An 18,834-nucleotide genomic window follows, 5' to 3' on the forward strand; every position below is an offset into this window, starting at 1 on the left:
GTTAAGAAACAAATAATGAGCTATACATTAGAAATAAAAATGCTGACATTAATGTCAGCATTTTTTTAGTGATAATTAGAGATAAGTGAATTACTTATCGCTTTCAACACTCAGTAATTCAACTTCAAATACTAATGTTGAGTTAGCAGGAATACCACTTGTTGCACGTTGTCCGTAGCCTAATTCTGGTGGAATAACTAACTTGATTTTACCGCCTTCTTTGATGTACTTCATACCTTCAGTCCAGCCAGGAATAACGCTTTTCAGGCTGATTGTCAGAGGTTCGTTACGATCATAAGAGCTATCAAATTGTTTACCATCAATCAGCATGCCTTTGTAGTTTACAGTAACACGATCAGCATCTGTTGGTGTTTTGCCTTTACCTGGGTTTTCAACTAAATACAGTAGACCTGATTTAGTTTTTACTACACCTTTCTCAGCGGCAAACTCTGTACGGAATTTATCACCCGCAGTTTTGTTCTCAGTCGCTTCTTTTTCCATTTTTGCTGTTGCAGCAGTACGGACTTGATCTTCAAAAGCCGCTAATGTTAATTCAATTTCAGCGTCTGATAATTTTGATTTGCTATTAAATGCATCCTGAACACCTGCTAACAGTTGTTTAGAATCTAAAGTAATACCAATATTTTTTTGTTCTTGTAATGCAGCTTCCATATAGCGACCCATCGACGCGCCTAACGCATAGGCATTTTGCTCATTTTGAGTTTTAAATGCGCTATTTAATGTTGGCACTTTAGCTGTAGCTTCTTCAGCGAATGCATGAGGTGCACTGAATGCGAAAGCTAAACTGGTTGCCAGCAACGTCGTTTTTAATAAAGATTTCATCCCATTCTCCAGTATATGTTAGTGAGTCGCTACGTTTTACAAGCGATCATCATAGATCTTTGCTTAAACGTTTTGCATCACATCTTGCTGTCGTTGCGGTATAGATCTCATCCGCGGGTAGCAATTTTATATGAATTTAAAAAATTTGCCGACACTCTTAACAGTTAATGTTAGGATTTTTGTCAGCACAGAGTGCTATCACATTAGCAAAATAGTCTTTTATCTCAAACCAGATTTATGTCTTCCTGTGTATATATCAGTAAATAAGATTAAATTTCGCGAGTTTGTTCATCATATTCGTCGTAATAGGACATTTTAAAGGAGGAAAAACACAATGGATATTAAGGAAGTAGAGCGATTGCTCATTCAATTAGAAAGCAAAGTTGCTTTCCAAGATGCGACTATTGAAGAATTAAACCAAGTGGTCACACAGCAGCAAATAGAAATTAGCCGCTTTAAAGAAGCCTTAAAAATTGTTTCTGAGCGCCTAAAAAACTCTCAAACTTCAATACTTGCTAGACCTGAGGATGAAACGCCTCCACCTCACTACTAAGTTCTCGTTTGTTATTGATATCAAAACCGAAAACAAAAAAGGAGCGTTTAAACGCTCCTTTTGATCTTTTCAACGAAAGATTAGTGCTGGCAACCACAACCGCCATGACCGTGGCCGTGACCACCGTGACCATGACCGCCGCCACCGCAGCATCCACCTTCTTCACCGTGTGAATGACCATGACCATGACCACCGCCACAGCATCCGCCTTCTTCACCGTGACCGTGGCCACCACAACATTCGTGCTCTTCTTCTTCACCGTGTACGTGACCGTGAGCTAATTCTTCTTCAGTCGCTTCACGAATTGCAACGATTTCAACATGAAACTTCAGGTTTTGACCCGCTAACATGTGGTTACCATCAACGATAACTTCGTCACCTTCAATACCTGTAATTTCTACTGGTACTGGACCTTGATCGGTATCAGCAAGAAAACGCATACCAACTTCTAACTCATCAACACCAACAAAAACATCTTTCGGTACGCGTTGAACTAAGTTTTCGTCGTATTGACCATACGCATCATCAGAAGCCACTTCTACGTCGAATTTTTCACCGACTTCGCGACCTGTTAATGCATTTTCTAAACCACTGATTAAAGAACCACGGCCATGCAGATAGTCTAACGGTGCGCTCACCGTGGACTCATCAACTAAAACACCGTCTTCTGATCTTACTTGATAAGCCAGACTAACTACCAAGTCGTTTGCTACTTTCATGACATCTCCTACATACCCGTGGGCAAAATTTTCCCGATTGTAACGAAAAATAAATCTTCTGTATCGGGTTATATCAAAAAACCTACAATTATTGTGGTGTAAAGATCCCAATGACCTGCTCATTTTCACGAACAAGGGCATTAACTTCACCCTCTGTTTGCCGTTGTTGATGGCCACATTTCGCACATTCCACAATATCCACTTTATCTTCACGCCACATTTTGAGTGTATCTTGAGCTTGACAGTGTGGACACACAGCTCCTGCGATAAAGCGTTTACGGGTTGCAGACATGGGGTCAGTTCTCCTATTTATCAATAGATTTTTTTTCTTTACGTATTTCAGGAATGTCTTCTGTTAAAGATTCATCCCAAATATCAGGCTGATGGTGCTCTTGACGAATTTCTTCACTAAATAACTCCTCAAGTTCCCGTCTCGCTTCTTTTACTCGTGAAACGTTAGAAACTTCTTCAGGTGATTCATCCACCAGCTTTCTCAATAAGTTGATATCCAGACGACGAAAATGCTGTTGTGCTCGATAAGCTTGATGAGGATGCATTCCTAATTCAATCAACGTTTTACGCCCTAATTCTAAAGCACTCGAAAATGTTTCACGGCTAAAATCTGTCACACCCGCTTTGAGCAACTCATGAGCTTCAACACGCCCTCTTGCCCTTGCAATAATATGCAAATTAGGGAAGTGATGCTGACAGAGATGAACAATTTCCATCGTTGCTTCAGGTTCATTACTGGTGATAACAATAGTTTTAGCATGTTCAGCACCAGCTGCGCGCAATAAATTGAGATCAGTGGCATCACCGTAATAAACTTTATAGCCATATTTACGCATGGTGCTTATGCTTCCGACATCATGCTCTAATACCGTGACGTTAATCTTATTCGCCATTAACAAGCGTCCTACAACCTGTCCCATTCGACCAAATCCGACAAGGATGACCTCTGGGTGGTTATTTTCAACAAAGGGCTGTTCGTCCGTTTTAGCGTCATTATAACGACGAGCAAACACAGCGTCTGTCATTTGCATCACAAGAGGCGTTGTCATCATAGAAAGTGTGACAACAACCAACAATAACGCCATTTGCTGACTATCTAATACGCCCATAGCCATCGATGTCGAGAAAACAACAAACGCAAATTCCCCGCCTTGGCTTAACACAGCTGAGAATTGTAGTCGTGTGGAAAAACGCAGTCTGGCTAACCAAGCGATACTATAAAGTATCAATGCTTTTACAATAACCAGAACTAAGACACCCAATAATACTTGTGGAAGATACCGCCATAAGATACCGATATCTAAAGACATACCGACAGAGATAAAAAAGAGTCCTAAAAGTAGACCTTTAAAAGGCTCAATAGAGATCTCTAATTCGTGTCGATACTCTGAATCTGCCAATAACACACCCGCAATAAAGGTTCCCATCGCCATTGAAAAACCAAGGGTTTCCATAAAAATAGCAGCACCTAACACAACAAGCAGCGCTGCGGCAGTAAAAACTTCTCTTACTCCCGATTTCACCACTAAGCGCAAGAGTGGGCGTAATAAATAACGACCACAAATCAGCAATCCAGCAAAAGCTGCCACTTTCACGCCAATGCGATACCAATCACTGCTTGCCGTTTCTCCAGCTAACAAAGGGATAACAGCAAGGATAGGAATAACTGCCATATCTTGGAAAAGTAAAACAGCAAAACCTAATTGTCCGCCTTCATTATGATTCATCCCTTTCTCGTTCATAAGTTGCAATGCCATCGCCGTAGAAGACATCGCAATACCTAAGCCTCCAATAACAGCTGCCTGCCATGAAAAAGAAGTAAAAACGAGAATGAGCCCTGAAAAAATAGAAGCCGTTAATACCACCTGCATTGAACCAACACCAAAAATGGCACGTCTTAATTCCCATAGTTTGGCTGGATTCAATTCCAAACCAATAAGAAACATTAAAAAGACCACACCTAATTCAGCAAAATGTAAGATGTTATCAACATCTTTAAACAGCCCTAATCCCCAAGGACCAATGGCAATACCGGCAATCAAATAGCCGAGTACTGCACCAATTTTAAGGCGTTGTGCAATCGGTACCATAATCACGGCAGCACACAAGAAAAAGAGCACAGCTTTAATCATCCAATTATCTTCCATTAGGCTTGCTCCCCTTCAAGTGGCGCACTTAACCAATGGCGATAAGCCTCACCGATATGAGTCAGTGTTGTTTTGGATTGTTGTCTTGCTGAATATACAATCATTGGTGATAGCCAGCGCATACCACACATTTCTGCCATTAATTCAAAAGGACGTAATAATTCTGTCAGTGTGTAGTGATTCTTCCCATTATATTGATAAGCCTGTTCAGGCTCTCCCGTTGTAATAACACAACGAAATGACTTACCCTTTAATTGCGCTCTACCAGCTTTGTTAGCAAATGGACGAGTTAACACTCTGTCTTGCCACTCTTTTAATAATGCTGGGCAACTATATGTTTGCAATGGAAATTGAAAAACGATCACTTGGTGCTTACACAACAAGGATTGTTCATGGTGTATATCAATAAAAAAATCAGGATAAGTAGCATATAAATCATGGATAGTTATATTCTCTAAATCCCTCACCGCTTTTAATAACGCTTTATTGGCGACTGATTGGCGCGGCTCGGGATGAACATACACCAGTAATACATTTGATGCGTTTGACATCATTCCTCCTTACAAAACGTGTCAGAAACTGTTTTTTCCGTTACCATGCACGCATTGTGACCAACTGTTACGAACAACTTACTCTATATATTAATTTACATACTCTTAATAGACGATATTTATGATTGTTTTTTCTTCTTTGCAAATTCGCCGTGGTGTCAGAGTGTTACTGGACAATGCCAGTGCAACCATTAATCCAGGGCAAAAGATTGGTCTAGTCGGTAAAAATGGCTGTGGCAAAACCACATTACTTTCTTTATTGAAAGGTGAGCTGCAAGCTGAAGCAGGCAATGTCACCTATCCTAGTACATGGTCAATGGCGTGGGTTAACCAAGAAACACCTGCGCTTGATGTACCTGCTATTGATTATGTTATTGATGGTGATAGAGAATATCGCCAGTTAGAACAACGATTACAAAAAGCGAACGAAATAAATGACGGCCATGCTATCGCTCTGATCCACGGGCAATTAGATGCGATTAATGCATGGACGATACAATCTCGTGCAGCAACTTTACTGAATGGTTTAGGTTTTAGCCAACAACAGCTTAATGAACCTGTAAAATCATTTTCAGGTGGCTGGAGAATGCGTTTAAACTTGGCACAAGCGCTGATTTGTCGCTCTGATTTACTGCTACTCGATGAACCAACCAACCACTTAGATTTAGATGCCGTTATTTGGCTAGAAAAATGGCTAAAAAGCTACACAGGCACGCTTATTTTAATTTCCCATGACCGTGATTTTCTTGATCCTATCGTAGATAAAATCTTGCATATCGAGCAAGAAAAAATCTTTGAATATTCAGGTAACTACTCTTCGTTTGAAATGCAACGTGCAACCAAACTCGCACAACAGCAAGCTCTGTTTGAAAATCAACAAGCCAAAATTGCACACTTACAGAGCTTCATAGATAGATTTAAAGCGAAAGCGACAAAAGCCAAACAAGCTCAAAGCCGTGTCAAAATGCTTGAGCGAATGGAAAAGGTTGCTCCTGCGCATTCAGATAACCCATTCCATTTTAGCTTCCGCCAACCTGAAAGCTTACCTAATCCACTTTTATCAATGGAGAAAGTCAGCGCGGGTTATGGTGAAAAAGTTATTCTTAATGATATCAAACTCAATTTAGTTCCCGGCTCGCGTATTGGATTATTAGGACGCAATGGTGCGGGTAAATCGACACTGATTAAATTACTTGCAGGTGAAATTGAACCGTTACAGGGGAAATTGGCACTTTCTAAAGGTATTAAGCTTGGTTATTTTGCCCAGCATCAATTAGAGTTTTTGCGCTCAGATGAATCGGCACTACAACATTTAACGCGTTTAGCACCTAAAGAAACTGAACAAAAATTACGTGATTACTTGGGTGGTTTCGGTTTTCATGGCGATAAAGTCACAGATGCTTGTGGTCAATTCTCTGGGGGTGAAAAGGCGCGCTTGGTCTTATCACTTTTAGTTTGGCAACGCCCTAACTTGCTATTAATGGATGAACCAACAAACCACCTTGATCTAGATATGCGCCAAGCACTCACTCAAGCTTTAATTAGCTTTGAAGGGGCAATTGTTGTCGTATCGCATGATAGGCATTTATTACGCTCGACCACTGACGATCTCTATCTGGTACACGATGGTCAAGTTGAGCCATTTGATGGTGATCTTGATGATTACCAACAGTGGTTAGTTGATCAAAATCGTCAAGAGACACAAGCAAATAAGAGCCAACAAGATAACGACAATATCACGACAAGCACCAATTTAAGCGCTCAAGATAAAAAAGAGCAAAAACGCAAAGAAGCGGAGTTTAGACAACAAACCCAGCCTCTACGCAAGAAACTCACAACATTAGAAAGCAAGATGGATAAATTAAGCCAAGAGCTTAGTGATATCGAAACTGCTCTTTCTGATAGTGGCATTTATGATACTAGCCGTAAAAATGAGCTTTCTGATTGCTTAAGCCGACAAGGTGTTACGAAATCTGCACTAGAAGAAGTGGAAATGGAGTGGATGGAGTTACAAGAAACACTGGAAGAAATGACAAACACATTTGAAGCCCAGTAATACAACGCAATTCATTAAAAAAGGAACTATTTTAAGTGAAATAGTTCCTTTATTTTCGCCCTTCAATTCATTCTGAAAATTTATACAATTCATTTCACTTACGGTATTTATATCATTTTACAATAGCACTATTTACACAAAACATAATCTCACCCTATCTAGTAATAACCCAATAAAAATAACCATCTAACGTTTATTTTCTACCTATTTATATTAAGTAAGGGAAATAAATTCTTTCACACTAAAGTTTTTAACATTCCAGCCGAATTAATCATTCTGCTAAGTGGACCTCCCACTTACCAACGAAAAGGCAAAGCTAATAGGTAGGGTTATGTTAAAACGAATTAAAATCTCTCAAGGTTTAATGTGTGTCCTGACTCTGTTTTGTATTATTCAGATCATTTCTGGAGTACAAAGCATTCACGATGCCTACCAGACTCAAAATACTCTTAAAAAAATTTCATACAGTTTCGATCAACTACGCACAATGGATAATACCTATGCGGAGTTGAATACATTACGTACTGATATTATTGCACAAGCATTTAGTTATATTTCAAATCCTCAAGCTGAGGATGCGAACATCACCACATTTATGCAAACCATGCCTGCACGTAAAGCGCAAGTTGATGCATTGATGAATGAGTATGTTGAGCTATCTGCGCAAACAGGTTTCGATCAGCAACGTATGGCTCAGATCAAACAGCTCTATCAAAAGAGCCGAGCTGATCTTGATTTACTGGCGCAGTATTTAAGTGAACGCAACACTAACGCAGTTCGTTTAATTTTAAAAAGCCCAGCAAACACTAACTTCACGAATTCATTGTATGAAGCCACGGACTTTATTACCGATGAAGTTGTGAATCCTTCAGTGATTGAAGCAGAAGATAACTACCACAGCATGTTGTGGATAGCATCACTCTTTATGGGTATCTTCCTCATCTTTACCACCTTAGTGCTTATTTGGATCCGCAAATACATCATTGTGCGCATTAACCAAATGATCATTTATCAAGAGGCAATTGCTAAAGGTGATTTAGTCAGTCGTATTGATAGCGATGTTTCAGGTAAGACTGAAATTGATCAACTCATGCTCGGCTTACAGCAAATGCGTGCTCAATTAAAAGAGATGGTAAGCTCTATTCGAAATACTAGTGCAACCATTTATACTGGCGTACAAGAGATTGCTGCGGGTAATAATGATTTATCTAGTAGAACGGAAGAGCAAGCCAGCGCATTAGAAGAAACGGCATCCAGCATGGAACAGATGACCGCAACTATTCGTAACAACACAGAAAGCGCTCGTGAAGTCACAGAGCTTGTTATGAGTACTGCTGATATTGCCGTTCAAGGTGGTGAGCATAGTAATAAGATGGTAATGACAATGACAGACATTGCCGACCGCTCACAAAAAATTGGTGAAATCACCGCAGTTATTGATGATATTGCTTTCCAAACCAACATATTAGCCCTAAACGCTGCCGTTGAAGCGGCTAGAGCGGGTGAACAAGGCCGTGGTTTCTCTGTGGTTGCAAGTGAAGTTCGTAATTTAGCACAGCGTAGTGCAGAAGCGGCGAAAGAGATCAAAGAGCTGATTGAATCAACAATATTACGTGTTAGACAAGGTAATGATCTTGTCGAACAAGTAAGTTTATCAATGGGTGAGATTGTCACATCTGTTAATCATGTTTCGGGTTCGATGAAAGAAATTTTATCTGCATCAGAAGAGCAAACCCGTGGTATTGCACAGATCAGCCTTGCTGTTAATGAAATGGATAAAGCCACTCAGCAAAATGCGGCGATGGTTGAGCAATCAACGGCTGCTTCTGCCACATTAAGTGAACAAGCAAGTATGTTGGATACGATTGTGAATACATTCAAAGTGGAGCACGAAAAAGTTGCGCCAACTAAAACTAAGTTGCCTGCATTTTCAGCTAAATCACAAGACTCGGAAACACTTAAAACACCAACAATCAAAACCAATAATCATGAAACTGACGATAATTGGGAAAGCTTTTAATGATATCTCTCACACTATGATGTGAAAGATAGCTGTGTAGAAAATAGTCCAGAACATATAACAAAACCTCTACCTACCATACTCCCAGTGCTTTTTCTGGGAGTATTTCTAATCTCACCGCACATAAACACAAAAAAAAGATCATTTTTTATACGAAATAAACACATTTTTTAAGAAAAATTAAGAGTGTTTATGAAAGCGATAATTTTATTTGTCTTATCATAAGATAAAAAGATAAATAAAAATAAAATACTGCTTATTATCGCTTTAATATCCAACAAAAGATTATTTAAATTTATAAATTAACAATTAACACAAAAAATAAGTAAGCTAATATACTTATAGATTTTTCTATTAATCATTAGAAAATTTTAGCCATTAGCTGGCAATTAAAGCTAAAAAAAGAAATATAAGTCGTCTTTACTATCAAAAAGAGTAGAAAAGGTAAAGTTTTTAAACATCTAGCCGAATAAGTTTAATTGATAAATAGTTATCGCTCCTTGCTGTGTGTCCTACAAACCAATTAAATAGGTAAGGCTATGCTGAAACGAATAAAAATATCTAATGGCTTAATGTTTATCTTAATACTGTTTTGCGCCATTCAACTTTTTTCTGGTGCAATGAGTATCCGTGATGCGAGTTTAACAAATAAGCGGATCTCACAATTAGCGAATGGCTTTGAACAGATAAAAACGATGGATTATGGTTATGCTGAATTAAATAAATTACGTGAAGATATGCTAAATGTTATGTTTGAAGCTCATCTCACACCAGATATTGCAGAAAATAAAATTTCTGATTTCATTTCCTCTTATCCCAAAAGAAAACAAGAAGTTATACGTATTATAACTACATACTTCACTGCTACCGAAGAAGCAAATTTTGATCCCGAAAAAATAGAGAGCATGAAAAAACTCTTTAACCGTGTGCTTTACGATCTTGACCAACTTGTATCGTGTTTAGAAATTCGTGATTACTACGGTTTTCAATCTCTTTATGCACATAATACCAATGAGCGCTTTACTCAATCCCTTTATGAAGCAACAGATTATCTCAGTGATAACGTTGTTACTCATGCAATAAAAGCAGCTCAAGGTAATTATGAACGTACCTTGGTTTTAGCTTTTGTCTTTATGTTTGTTTTTATTCTTTTTACTGTCCTTGTTGTACTTTGGATACGTCGAAATATTGTTTTACGTATCAATCAAATTGTCGATTATATGTCGGAAATTTCACAAGGAAACTTATTAGAAAATAAAGATGTCACAGCGAAAGGAAATAATGAAATCGACCAATTAATAACAGGTATTCAATATATGCGTACTGAACTGTCATTAATTGTGAATGCGATCCGAGGGACAAGCCATCATATTTATACAGGCGTTCAAGAATTATCTGCAGGGAATACCGATCTTTCTTGTCGTACCGAAGAGCAAGCGAGTGCATTAGAAGAAACCGCATCAAGTATGGAGCAACTCACAGCAACAGTGAGAAATAATACAGAAAGTGCTCGTGAAGTTTCACACCTTATCAGTCAGACTTCCAATATTGCCAGCAAAGGGGGCGATGTCACCAATAGAATGGTGAAAACGATGACTGATATTGCCGATAGCTCACAAAAAATTGGTGAAATCACTGCCGTTATCAATAGCATCGCTTTCCAAACCAATATTCTCTCGTTAAATGCTGCGGTTGAAGCCGCAAGAGCAGGTGAACAAGGTCGAGGTTTCTCGGTGGTTGCAACAGAAGTAAGGGAGCTAGCACAACGCAGTGCCGAAGCTGCAAAGGAAATAAAAGAGTTAATTGATGCCTCTATTAGCCGTGTTCGTCATGGTAACGATCTGGTTGAACAAGTTAGCATTTCTATGGGCGAAATATTGACGTCCGTAAAACATGTTGAAGATTCAATGACAGAAATTTTATCTGCGTCAGAAGAGCAAACTCGAGGTATTACTCAAGTCTCTCTTGCGGTCACTGAAATGGATAAAGCCACACAGCAAAATGCCACTATGGTTGAACAATCATCTGCTGTTGCCAGCTTATTAACTGAAGAAGCGGGTAATCTTGAACAAATCGTTGAGCAGTTTAAAACGGCTGAAAGTGAACAGTTCAATAAGAAGGCACAACACAAAGTAATAGAAAAACAATTCTCATCTGAAAAATCACTGCATACAAAAGATGAGAAGATAAAAAATACAGTCAAGGATGACGCGAAAGAGAAAAAGCCAGCAAAAGGAACAGCGACTGTAAATGATGGTGAAGATGATGATTGGACAAGCTTTTAAGCCATTGATTTTATCATGATAAAAACGTGATTTAGATAAACACAAAGACACCTATTTTTAGTAGGTGTCTTTTTCTTTTACTTCTTAAATAATGACAAATTAATGAAATACATTGATTGCACTAACTAAGTAATTAGTTTGTACTTTCATTTCACCTGAAATCATTGATGCTTTAGAAACATAATTCGCATTTTCATGCGTAATCGATTCCAATTTTTCAACAGCGCGACCAAGCTCTTTTAAACCTGCACTCTGTTCTGATGATGCAAGACTAATTTCACCAATTAAATCAGTCACATTTTTAACATGTACCACAATATCTTCCATTGTTTCGACGGTTTCATTGACTTGCTTTGAGCCAACTTTGATATTGCTACTTGAAGCACTGATCAATGTTTTGATCTCTTTCGCCGCTTCAGCACTGCGCTGTGCTAGCTCCCTTACTTCTGTTGCAACCACCGAGAAACCTCGACCTTGTTCACCTGCTCTGGCGGCTTCTACGGATGCGTTTAGTGCAAGGATATTAGTTTGGAAGGCAATGCTATCAATAACACCAATGATATTACTAATGCGATCAGAGCTCTTCGCAATATCATTCATCGTATTGACGATATTATCCATTGCACCACCTCCTTTTATCGCAGCCTCACAAGTAATATTAGAAAGGTTGTTTGCCTGTCCTGCCGTTTCACTATTACTGCTTACCGCCGTCGTTAATTCATTCATCGTTGAGGCGGTTGCTTCAACATTGCTGGCGGTTTGCTCTGTTCTTACATACAGATCGCGATTACCTGCGGCTAATTGATCACAAGAGATATCTACTTGATGAATTTGATGACTCACATCACTGACTAACCAACGGAACATGCGTCCTAATTGATTAACTGAACGCTGTGTCATACCCACTTCATCGATGCGATTTATATATGTAACGTTATGTTCATCGCCTGTTGCAACACGATTCGCTTGCTTATTAAGTAGCCTAATGGGCTTAACAATCTGAAAATAGAGAATACGTTCATTTGCCATTAGTAATACCAGTAAAATTGCGATATGCATAAAAAGAGCATAACCCGACAAACCAGCAAACCATGCACTTAACAACATAAAAGGTAGGGGTAAGAGAATAAAAAGACGGAGCCGTTTTTTTAATGAAATTGTTTGATTCCATGAGCGCCAACGTTGCCACCCTTTATAAACAAAAGCACCTTTTAAAAACGTGTGTGAAGGATACTTACCCTGATTAAATGCGGCGTAAAGTGCTGAGGCTTGTGCTATTTCCTCTTTTTTTGCAGCAGTCCTTACTGACATAAAACTTTGAATCTTACCCTGACGTATAATAGGAGTGATATTCGCTCTTACCCAATAGTGATCCCCATTTTTACGACGATTCTTCACGATCCCGGTCCAAATTTCGCCTTGCTTTAACGTCCTCCACATATCCTTAAAGACTTCTGAAGGTATATCTGGATGTCGGACAATATTGTGGGGTTGCCCCACAAGTTCTTCCACTGAAAACCCACTGGCTTCGACAAAGTCCTCGTTGGCATAAATAATATTGCCATCAAGATCTGTCGTCGACATCAGTGTTGCGTTTTCAGATACCGGGTATTCTCGCTGTGTCACCGGTTGATTGTTACGCATTAGTTACTCTCCTCGACATTGAAATTAAAACATCTCAACAAAAAAAGACTGCCTAAATAACTATCGTTTCGGCCGTTAGGAGAATAACTTTAGTAATAAGTGGAAATACCTACATTTAAATATTAGTTTTTTGAATCAGTTCAAAATTTTTAATTATCCAGGCTATTAATTAATGCCTGTGAACTTAGCACTAATGTCTTCGCACACTCATCTCGTTTCTTTAATAACGCCATAAAAATAAGGTCAGTGATCGTGTTTTGTGCTGTACGTGAAGAAATTGAAGCGCTTCGCCACTCACCTTCATCCGCAATTGTTTCTAATATATAATCAGAAATCCTTCCTAATGGAGAGTGTTTTTCTCCTGTAATAGCAATGATTTTTGCCCCTTGTTTTTTAGCCACAGAGGCTGCAACTAACATATCTTTTCTTTTGCCACTATAAGAAATGACTATCTGTAAATCCTTTGAACTTAACATTTGGGCAACAGATATCTGAACATGATGATCTGTTTCAATCAGCGTGGTTATTCCTATTTTCTGTAATTTATAGCTTAAGTCTCTAGCAACTAGCCCTGAACCACCAATACCAATAATCTGAACTCGTTGAGCTTCATCAATAAGTTGGATCACCTTTTCAAAATGAAGGTAATTAATTTGGCGAGTCGTATCGCAAATTGAATTATTTTTCTCTTGAGCAAGTTTCTGTGCAATAACCACTAAACTATCTTCCGAGCCTATTTGATTATGTAATAGGCTCGGATTTGCTCCTGAATTCGCGTTCTTTCGACCTAGCTCTTCACTAATGGCAAGTTTCAAAGAAGGAAAGCCTTTGAATCCTATTTTTTGACTAAATTTAACAATAGCAGATTGACTCACACCCATTGTTTCAGCAAGTTGCTGTGACGATAAAGTGATTGTTTTCTCTGGATTATCTAAAATGTAGTCTGCTATTTTTCGCTGATTTGTAGCCATACCCGGCTTTATCCAGGCAATTTTCGTTAATGTCGGCATAATGACAATATCCACTTCGAGTACTATATAGTTATATATGGAGTAATTCTTGGTACAGCGTTTAATACCTAAAACAATTAATTTTTTAGAATAAAATCAATTAAAAATAGAAAATGAGTCACAATAAAGCATAGAAAAAATTACCTTATTATTAGAATACTTGTTTTTATAATAGTTTTATAAATATCTTTTCAATCAGAACTATGCTCATCAATCCCTACATTTATAATACTTAATTTATTCCCTCTCTATTTTTAATAATAATTTATTCTTTTAGGTCAATAGAACGATATAGACTTAATCTATTTACTCTTAATAATTTGTTATTTTCAAACACTTCCTTTTATTTAATAACAATTCAAACACATAAACGTAATAAAAATTACTTTAATAGAAACATTAAAAAGAATAAATAATTCCCATATAAAATAGTTAGTTGTCCATTTTAATAGTGTTAATAATAAGAAATAAAAAACTAAATAGTTAAATAATAGGATCTATGTAACGACTAAAAATCAGTCATCACTTGATATAAGAGAGCATTTTAACATGAATGATTGTGTCAGTGGGCGATCGTAGATCTCTCTTTTTATAGAGGAATACTCTTTTTTTGACACATATCAAGAGAGATCATTTCAACCAATCTTAAAAAAACATCATTTAAATCAAAAAAGTTTGATTAACCCTTGATTTATACCTATTTTATGAGTTTACTCTATCCAAATCAAAGGAACACAGAGCGCCGTTAATAGCCCCATTGAGATATTGAAAATAAACCAAGAGCGTCTGCTTTGTAAAAATAGGCTAATTAATGTTCCGCCTAATATCCAAACAATACCAGCAACGAAGTTAACAATAACCATAACAATACTAATAGCAATAACAGAGCTAAAATAAGCATCACCCGATAGACTAAAGCTCCCTACTGCGCCTAATCCCATCATCCATGCTTTTGGATTTAGAAATTGCAATAATCCGCCCTGAAACCAACTTACTGCTTGGGGTGTTTTTGCTGGAATATCTAAACGCTGATAAGATGATGTCGCTGTTTTCCAAGCAAGCCAAAGTAAATACGCACTCCCGACTATCTTCAATCCGATATGCAGTGCAGGATAAATTATCAATAATGCGGCTACGCCAAATGCAGAACTCAATAAAACGCATTGCATACCCAGCATAATGCCTGCCATTAGCTTTAACGAGCCTTTAAAGCCTACATTAGCCCCTGATGAGGTAAGCAGTAAATTGTTCGGTCCAGGTGTTATCGCTGCAATAAACAGGAAAATAGTTAAAGAGAAAATAAGGCTAATTGTCATAAAGTGGCTCAAAGATGTGACAGACGTTTTATTTTCACCGAAAATAGCAGTATGTTATTTAGCAAACAAGTGTTAATTCATTTTGATAGACGGAAAATATGTCTCAATACTTTAATCCAATGCGTTGGGCTAAAAATCCACATTTACAAACGCTCTTACCAAGAATTGTACGTAGGACGCCACAACTTACGCCACATTGGCAGCGGCTCAATCTTCCGGACAATGATTTTGTCGATTTAGCATGGAGTGAAGACCCAACGACGGCACTCGATAAACCACGCTTAGTCATCTTTCATGGCTTAGAAGGTGGGTTTAGTAGCCCTTATGCTCATGGCATGTTAGCTGCTGCAAAAGAGAGAGGCTGGCTAAGCGTTGTGATGCATTTTAGAGGATGCAGTGGTGAACCCAATAGACAAAATCGCATTTATCACTCAGGTGAAACAGAAGATGCTCGCTACTTCTTAAATTGGTTGAAAAAGGAATTTGGCGAGCAACCAACAGCCGCAGTTGGCTATTCACTTGGTGGAAATATGCTTGCCTATTATCTTGCTGAAAGTGGTGAAAATGCAGTTGTAGACGCTGCTGTTATTGTCTCTGCACCATTAATGCTAGAACCATGCTCAACAAAAATTGAACATGGTTTTTCCCGTTTTTACCAATGGTATCTATTAAAAGAGCTCAAAAACAACGCAACACGAAAACTTATTCGCTATCCAGAATCCTTACCGATTAGCTTATTGACGATAAAATCCATCAAAAAACTACGTCAATTTGACGATCTTATTACGTCTAAAATTCACGGATTTAAAGATGCATTAGATTATTATCGCCAATGCAGTGCGTTGCCTTTATTAAATAAAATAAAGAAAACGACACTTATCATTCATGCTAAAGACGATCCATTTATGTCTGCGGATGTTATTCCTGATGTCAAAACACTACCCAATAACATTGAATATCAACTTACTGAGTTTGGTGGACATGTAGGATTTGTTGGAGGAAAGCTCTCTAAACCAGTGATGTGGCTAGAAAGCCGTATCCCTGACTGGTTGGCGACCTATTTGGAGAAAGCAAAATGATAATACCTTGGAACGAGCTTTCAACTGAAACACTAGACAATCTCATTGAAAGTTTCGTTTTACGCGAAGGTACTGATTATGGTATCCAAGAGAAAACGCTTGAACAAAAAGTCGCCGACGTCAAAAAACAGCTTAAATCCGGTGAGGCCGTGTTAGTTTGGTCTGAACTTCATGAGAGCGTCAATATTATGCCTGCATCGCAATTTCGCTCTGATTAGTTATTCAAAGTTAGCGATGTATCGCCATCAATAAGGGCCAACCTTATTTAGCAAAAGGATAACCTATGTCAATTAAGCATCCTATCATCGCAGTGACTGGCTCAAGCGGTGCAGGAACCACCACAACAAGCCAAGCTTTTCGTAAAATATTCCAACAACTCAATGCAAATGCTGCATTGATTGATGGAGATAGTTTTCATCGCTATACCCGTCCTGAAATGGATATGGCGATAAGAAAAGCTAGAGAACAAGGCAGACATATCAGTTATTTTGGCCCTGAAGCAAATGATTTTAGCTTACTGAGTAAGACCTTAAGTCAATATAGCGATACAGGACAAGGACAATCTCGCAAATATCTACACTCTTATGATGAAGCAACTCCTTACAACCAATTACCGGGAACATTTACCCCTTGGGAGCCATTAGCTAATAATACTGATGTTCTCTTTTATGAAGGATTGCACGGTGGCGTTGTTACCAACGAACATGATGTAGCTCAACATGTTGATTTATTGGTCGGTGTTGTTCCTATCGTCAACCTAGAGTGGATACAAAAGCTTATTCGAGACACGACAGAAAGAGGACACTCACAAGAGGCGGTAAGAGATTCCGTTGTACGCTCAATGGATGATTATATTAGCTACATTATTCCTCAATTCTCACGCACTCATATTAACTTCCAACGTGTTCCGACTGTTGATACTTCGAACCCTTTTTCTGCCAAAGCAATTCCCACTCTCGATGAAAGCTTTATTGTTATTCGTTTTCGTGGTTTAACTGATATTGATTTTCCCTATTTACTTGCGATGTTACATGGCTCGTTTATGTCAACAATAAACACTATTGTTGTACCGGGCGGGAAATTAGGATTAGCGATGGAATTAATTATGGCACCATTAGTCAAAAAATTATTAAATGGCGAAAAGATAAGTTAACCAAAATAAAATTTATCTCTATAAAAATAATATCCCATTAATTAAGGGATATTATTTTTCAAATTAAACTTTATTTTAAAATATCAAAATTAGTCGGCATCTTTTATTTCAAATGAATGCGTAATATTGGCTGCTTTTCCTAACATTAAGGAAACAGAACAATATTTTTCTGCGGATAATTGAACGGCTCGTTCTACGATTTTATCCGTTAATTCTTTACCTGAAACAATAAAATGTAAATTGATATCAGTAAATAAACGAGGGGCTTCTTCACGGCGCTCTGATGTTAATTTCACTTCACAATCAGTTACTTGATGACGCCCTTTACGTAAAATACTTACGACATCAATAGCACTACATCCACCCGCAGCAATTAATACCATTTCCATTGGGCTTGGGGCTTTATCGCCCGAATTCCCATCCATCATAATTTGATGGCCAGATGAAGATTCGCCGACAAAAGATAAATCTTCAACCCACTTAACTCGTGCTTCCATTTATTTTCCCCCTAAAGATGACAGAAACTAAAAGAGTACATTCTCATAATTCAACTAGCAATTAGCAAATAGGTTTATTATGCTGACTGCGTAAAACGAGACTTAATGCACTAATTGTGTTAAAAACAATATCTGCTTGATGATAGTGGTTAAGATCAATGCATTATTTTCTCATTTATTATAATCTACTCCATATTAACTTACCGTGTTCTCAGGAAGTTAATAGGTAAAGATAGGATTTTTAAGCACGCTGTCTCAAAAGGGAGCCTATCCGTTTTGAAAGGCTGCATTTAACGTACAGAGGATAACGCGAATGGTTCTCGGCAAGCCGCAAACAGACCCGACTCTTGAATGGTTTTTGTCACACTGCCATATTCACAAATATCCATCCAAGAGCACGCTGATCCACCAAGGTGAGAAAGCGGAAACACTTTATTATATTGTTAAAGGTTCCGTGGCTGTTCTTATTAAAGATGAAGAAGGAAAAGAAATGATCCTCTCCTACCTAAATCAGGGGGATTTCATCGGTGAACTTGGATTATTTGAAGAAGATCAAGAACGTAGTGCATGGGTTCGAGCAAAAACAGCCTGTGAAGTAGCAGAAATTTCCTATAAAAAATTCCGCCAATTAATTCAGGTTAACCCTGATATTCTGATGCGCCTTTCTGCTCAAATGGCGAACAGATTACAAACAACATCAGAAAAAGTAGGTAACCTTGCTTTCCTTGATGTAACAGGTCGTATTGCACAAACCTTATTAAACTTAGCAAAACAACCCGATGCAATGACGCATCCTGATGGCATGCAAATTAAAATTACACGTCAGGAAATTGGTCAAATCGTTGGTTGTTCACGCGAAACTGTAGGCCGTATTCTGAAAATGCTGGAAGATCAAAACTTGATCTCCGCACACGGTAAAACTATCGTCGTTTACGGGACTCGTTAAGTT

17 protein-coding genes are annotated in these 18,834 nt (G+C 38.2%); 8 read left to right on the top strand and 9 right to left on the bottom strand.

Annotated elements, in window-relative coordinates:
- Positions 1–90: 90 nt before the first annotated feature.
- Positions 91–843, bottom strand: coding sequence for an FKBP-type peptidyl-prolyl cis-trans isomerase (fkpA, locus tag EHE21_RS17250; RefSeq protein WP_088494382.1), 753 nt, complete (start codon positions 841–843; stop codon positions 91–93).
- A 334-nt stretch (positions 844–1,177) separates the two neighbouring features.
- On the opposite strand from fkpA, the gene EHE21_RS17255 reads away from it, so the two are divergent.
- Positions 1,178–1,396, top strand: a complete 219-nt coding sequence (locus EHE21_RS17255; protein ID WP_023583298.1) for a SlyX family protein — start codon at positions 1,178–1,180, stop codon at positions 1,394–1,396.
- A gap of 80 nt (positions 1,397–1,476) precedes the next feature.
- On the opposite strand, the gene slyD is transcribed toward EHE21_RS17255, so the two are convergent.
- The 4 genes from slyD to kefG form a co-directional block, all read right to left on the bottom strand.
- The gene (gene slyD, locus EHE21_RS17260; RefSeq protein WP_194951361.1) at positions 1,477–2,115 is read right to left on the bottom strand and encodes a peptidylprolyl isomerase; all 639 of its coding nucleotides are present in this window, start codon (positions 2,113–2,115) and stop codon (positions 1,477–1,479) included.
- An 88-nt stretch (positions 2,116–2,203) separates the two neighbouring features.
- Positions 2,204–2,407 carry a YheV family putative zinc ribbon protein gene (locus EHE21_RS17265; RefSeq protein ID WP_088494381.1) on the bottom strand — a complete coding sequence of 68 codons (204 nt, stop codon included), beginning with the start codon at positions 2,405–2,407 and terminating at the stop codon, positions 2,204–2,206.
- Between the two features lie 13 nt (positions 2,408–2,420).
- Entirely contained in the window at positions 2,421–4,274 is a 1,854-nt protein-coding gene (gene kefB / locus EHE21_RS17270; RefSeq protein ID WP_194951362.1) for a glutathione-regulated potassium-efflux system protein KefB, read from the bottom strand.
- Entirely contained in the window at positions 4,274–4,828 is a 555-nt protein-coding gene (kefG, locus tag EHE21_RS17275; protein WP_416384055.1) for a glutathione-regulated potassium-efflux system ancillary protein KefG, read from the bottom strand. Before kefG ends, kefB begins: the two co-directional genes overlap by 1 nt.
- Positions 4,829–4,946: 118 nt before the next feature.
- Between kefG and EHE21_RS17280 the strand changes: the two genes are divergently transcribed.
- From EHE21_RS17280 to EHE21_RS17290, 3 genes are all read left to right on the top strand, one after another.
- Positions 4,947–6,881 (top strand): ABC transporter ATP-binding protein, encoded by a 1,935-nt coding sequence (locus EHE21_RS17280; protein ID WP_194951364.1) that lies wholly within the window; start codon positions 4,947–4,949, stop codon positions 6,879–6,881.
- A gap of 331 nt (positions 6,882–7,212) precedes the next feature.
- A complete protein-coding gene (locus tag EHE21_RS17285; protein WP_088494377.1) occupies positions 7,213–8,901 on the top strand; it encodes a methyl-accepting chemotaxis protein in 1,689 nt (562 codons plus the stop codon).
- 539 nt (positions 8,902–9,440) lie between these two features.
- Entirely contained in the window at positions 9,441–11,186 is a 1,746-nt protein-coding gene (locus EHE21_RS17290) for a methyl-accepting chemotaxis protein (RefSeq protein ID WP_194951365.1), read from the top strand.
- A 99-nt stretch (positions 11,187–11,285) separates the two neighbouring features.
- Here the strand turns inward: EHE21_RS17290 and EHE21_RS17295 are convergent, their stop codons facing one another.
- The 3 genes from EHE21_RS17295 to EHE21_RS17305 all read right to left on the bottom strand — a co-directional run bounded on the left by EHE21_RS17295 (position 11,286) and on the right by EHE21_RS17305 (position 15,156).
- Positions 11,286–12,830, bottom strand: a complete 1,545-nt coding sequence (locus EHE21_RS17295; RefSeq protein WP_088494375.1) for a methyl-accepting chemotaxis protein — start codon at positions 12,828–12,830, stop codon at positions 11,286–11,288.
- A gap of 149 nt (positions 12,831–12,979) precedes the next feature.
- On the bottom strand, positions 12,980–13,840 hold the full coding sequence (locus EHE21_RS17300; RefSeq protein ID WP_165122195.1) for an SIS domain-containing protein: 861 nt from the start codon (positions 13,838–13,840) through the stop codon (positions 12,980–12,982).
- Positions 13,841–14,550: 710 nt separating this feature from the next.
- Complete coding sequence (locus EHE21_RS17305) at positions 14,551–15,156, bottom strand: LysE family translocator (protein ID WP_194951366.1); 606 nt, start codon at positions 15,154–15,156, stop codon at positions 14,551–14,553.
- A 98-nt stretch (positions 15,157–15,254) separates the two neighbouring features.
- On the opposite strand from EHE21_RS17305, the gene EHE21_RS17310 reads away from it, so the two are divergent.
- From EHE21_RS17310 to EHE21_RS17320, 3 genes are all read left to right on the top strand, one after another.
- A complete protein-coding gene (locus EHE21_RS17310) occupies positions 15,255–16,235 on the top strand; it encodes a hydrolase (RefSeq protein WP_088494372.1) in 981 nt (326 codons plus the stop codon).
- The gene (locus tag EHE21_RS17315; protein WP_036933921.1) at positions 16,232–16,453 is read left to right on the top strand and encodes a YheU family protein; all 222 of its coding nucleotides are present in this window, start codon (positions 16,232–16,234) and stop codon (positions 16,451–16,453) included. The genes EHE21_RS17310 and EHE21_RS17315 overlap by 4 nt, the downstream gene beginning before the upstream one ends.
- 65 nt (positions 16,454–16,518) lie before the next feature.
- Positions 16,519–17,388 carry a phosphoribulokinase gene (locus tag EHE21_RS17320; RefSeq protein ID WP_088494371.1) on the top strand — a complete coding sequence of 290 codons (870 nt, stop codon included), beginning with the start codon at positions 16,519–16,521 and terminating at the stop codon, positions 17,386–17,388.
- A gap of 89 nt (positions 17,389–17,477) precedes the next feature.
- On the opposite strand, the gene EHE21_RS17325 is transcribed toward EHE21_RS17320, so the two are convergent.
- A complete protein-coding gene (locus tag EHE21_RS17325) occupies positions 17,478–17,885 on the bottom strand; it encodes an OsmC family protein (RefSeq protein ID WP_023583286.1) in 408 nt (135 codons plus the stop codon).
- Positions 17,886–18,198: 313 nt separating this feature from the next.
- Here EHE21_RS17325 and crp point away from each other — a divergent pair, with 313 nt between their 5' ends.
- The gene (gene crp, locus EHE21_RS17330) at positions 18,199–18,831 is read left to right on the top strand and encodes a cAMP-activated global transcriptional regulator CRP (RefSeq protein WP_004246872.1); all 633 of its coding nucleotides are present in this window, start codon (positions 18,199–18,201) and stop codon (positions 18,829–18,831) included.
- The last annotated feature ends 3 nt before the right edge of the window (positions 18,832–18,834 follow it).

This window comes from Proteus sp. GOKU (assembly GCF_015475555.1).
Taxonomy (GTDB): domain Bacteria; phylum Pseudomonadota; class Gammaproteobacteria; order Enterobacterales; family Enterobacteriaceae; genus Proteus; species Proteus mirabilis_B.

What these genes read in the sequence shown, in the direction of transcription:
- fkpA (WP_088494382.1), bottom strand. Translation starts at nt 843, where the DNA reads ATGAAATCTTTATTAAAAACGACGTTGCTGGCAACCAGTTTAGCTTTC.
- EHE21_RS17255 (WP_023583298.1), top strand. Translation starts at nt 1,178, where the DNA reads ATGGATATTAAGGAAGTAGAGCGATTGCTCATTCAATTAGAAAGCAAA.
- slyD (WP_194951361.1), bottom strand. Translation starts at nt 2,115, where the DNA reads ATGAAAGTAGCAAACGACTTGGTAGTTAGTCTGGCTTATCAAGTAAGA.
- EHE21_RS17265 (WP_088494381.1), bottom strand. Translation starts at nt 2,407, where the DNA reads ATGTCTGCAACCCGTAAACGCTTTATCGCAGGAGCTGTGTGTCCACAC.
- kefB (WP_194951362.1), bottom strand. Translation starts at nt 4,274, where the DNA reads ATGGAAGATAATTGGATGATTAAAGCTGTGCTCTTTTTCTTGTGTGCT.
- kefG (WP_416384055.1), bottom strand. Translation starts at nt 4,828, where the DNA reads ATGATGTCAAACGCATCAAATGTATTACTGGTGTATGTTCATCCCGAG.
- EHE21_RS17280 (WP_194951364.1), top strand. Translation starts at nt 4,947, where the DNA reads ATGATTGTTTTTTCTTCTTTGCAAATTCGCCGTGGTGTCAGAGTGTTA.
- EHE21_RS17285 (WP_088494377.1), top strand. Translation starts at nt 7,213, where the DNA reads ATGTTAAAACGAATTAAAATCTCTCAAGGTTTAATGTGTGTCCTGACT.
- EHE21_RS17290 (WP_194951365.1), top strand. Translation starts at nt 9,441, where the DNA reads ATGCTGAAACGAATAAAAATATCTAATGGCTTAATGTTTATCTTAATA.
- EHE21_RS17295 (WP_088494375.1), bottom strand. Translation starts at nt 12,830, where the DNA reads ATGCGTAACAATCAACCGGTGACACAGCGAGAATACCCGGTATCTGAA.
- EHE21_RS17300 (WP_165122195.1), bottom strand. Translation starts at nt 13,840, where the DNA reads ATGCCGACATTAACGAAAATTGCCTGGATAAAGCCGGGTATGGCTACA.
- EHE21_RS17305 (WP_194951366.1), bottom strand. Translation starts at nt 15,156, where the DNA reads ATGACAATTAGCCTTATTTTCTCTTTAACTATTTTCCTGTTTATTGCA.
- EHE21_RS17310 (WP_088494372.1), top strand. Translation starts at nt 15,255, where the DNA reads ATGTCTCAATACTTTAATCCAATGCGTTGGGCTAAAAATCCACATTTA.
- EHE21_RS17315 (WP_036933921.1), top strand. Translation starts at nt 16,232, where the DNA reads ATGATAATACCTTGGAACGAGCTTTCAACTGAAACACTAGACAATCTC.
- EHE21_RS17320 (WP_088494371.1), top strand. Translation starts at nt 16,519, where the DNA reads ATGTCAATTAAGCATCCTATCATCGCAGTGACTGGCTCAAGCGGTGCA.
- EHE21_RS17325 (WP_023583286.1), bottom strand. Translation starts at nt 17,885, where the DNA reads ATGGAAGCACGAGTTAAGTGGGTTGAAGATTTATCTTTTGTCGGCGAA.
- crp (WP_004246872.1), top strand. Translation starts at nt 18,199, where the DNA reads ATGGTTCTCGGCAAGCCGCAAACAGACCCGACTCTTGAATGGTTTTTG.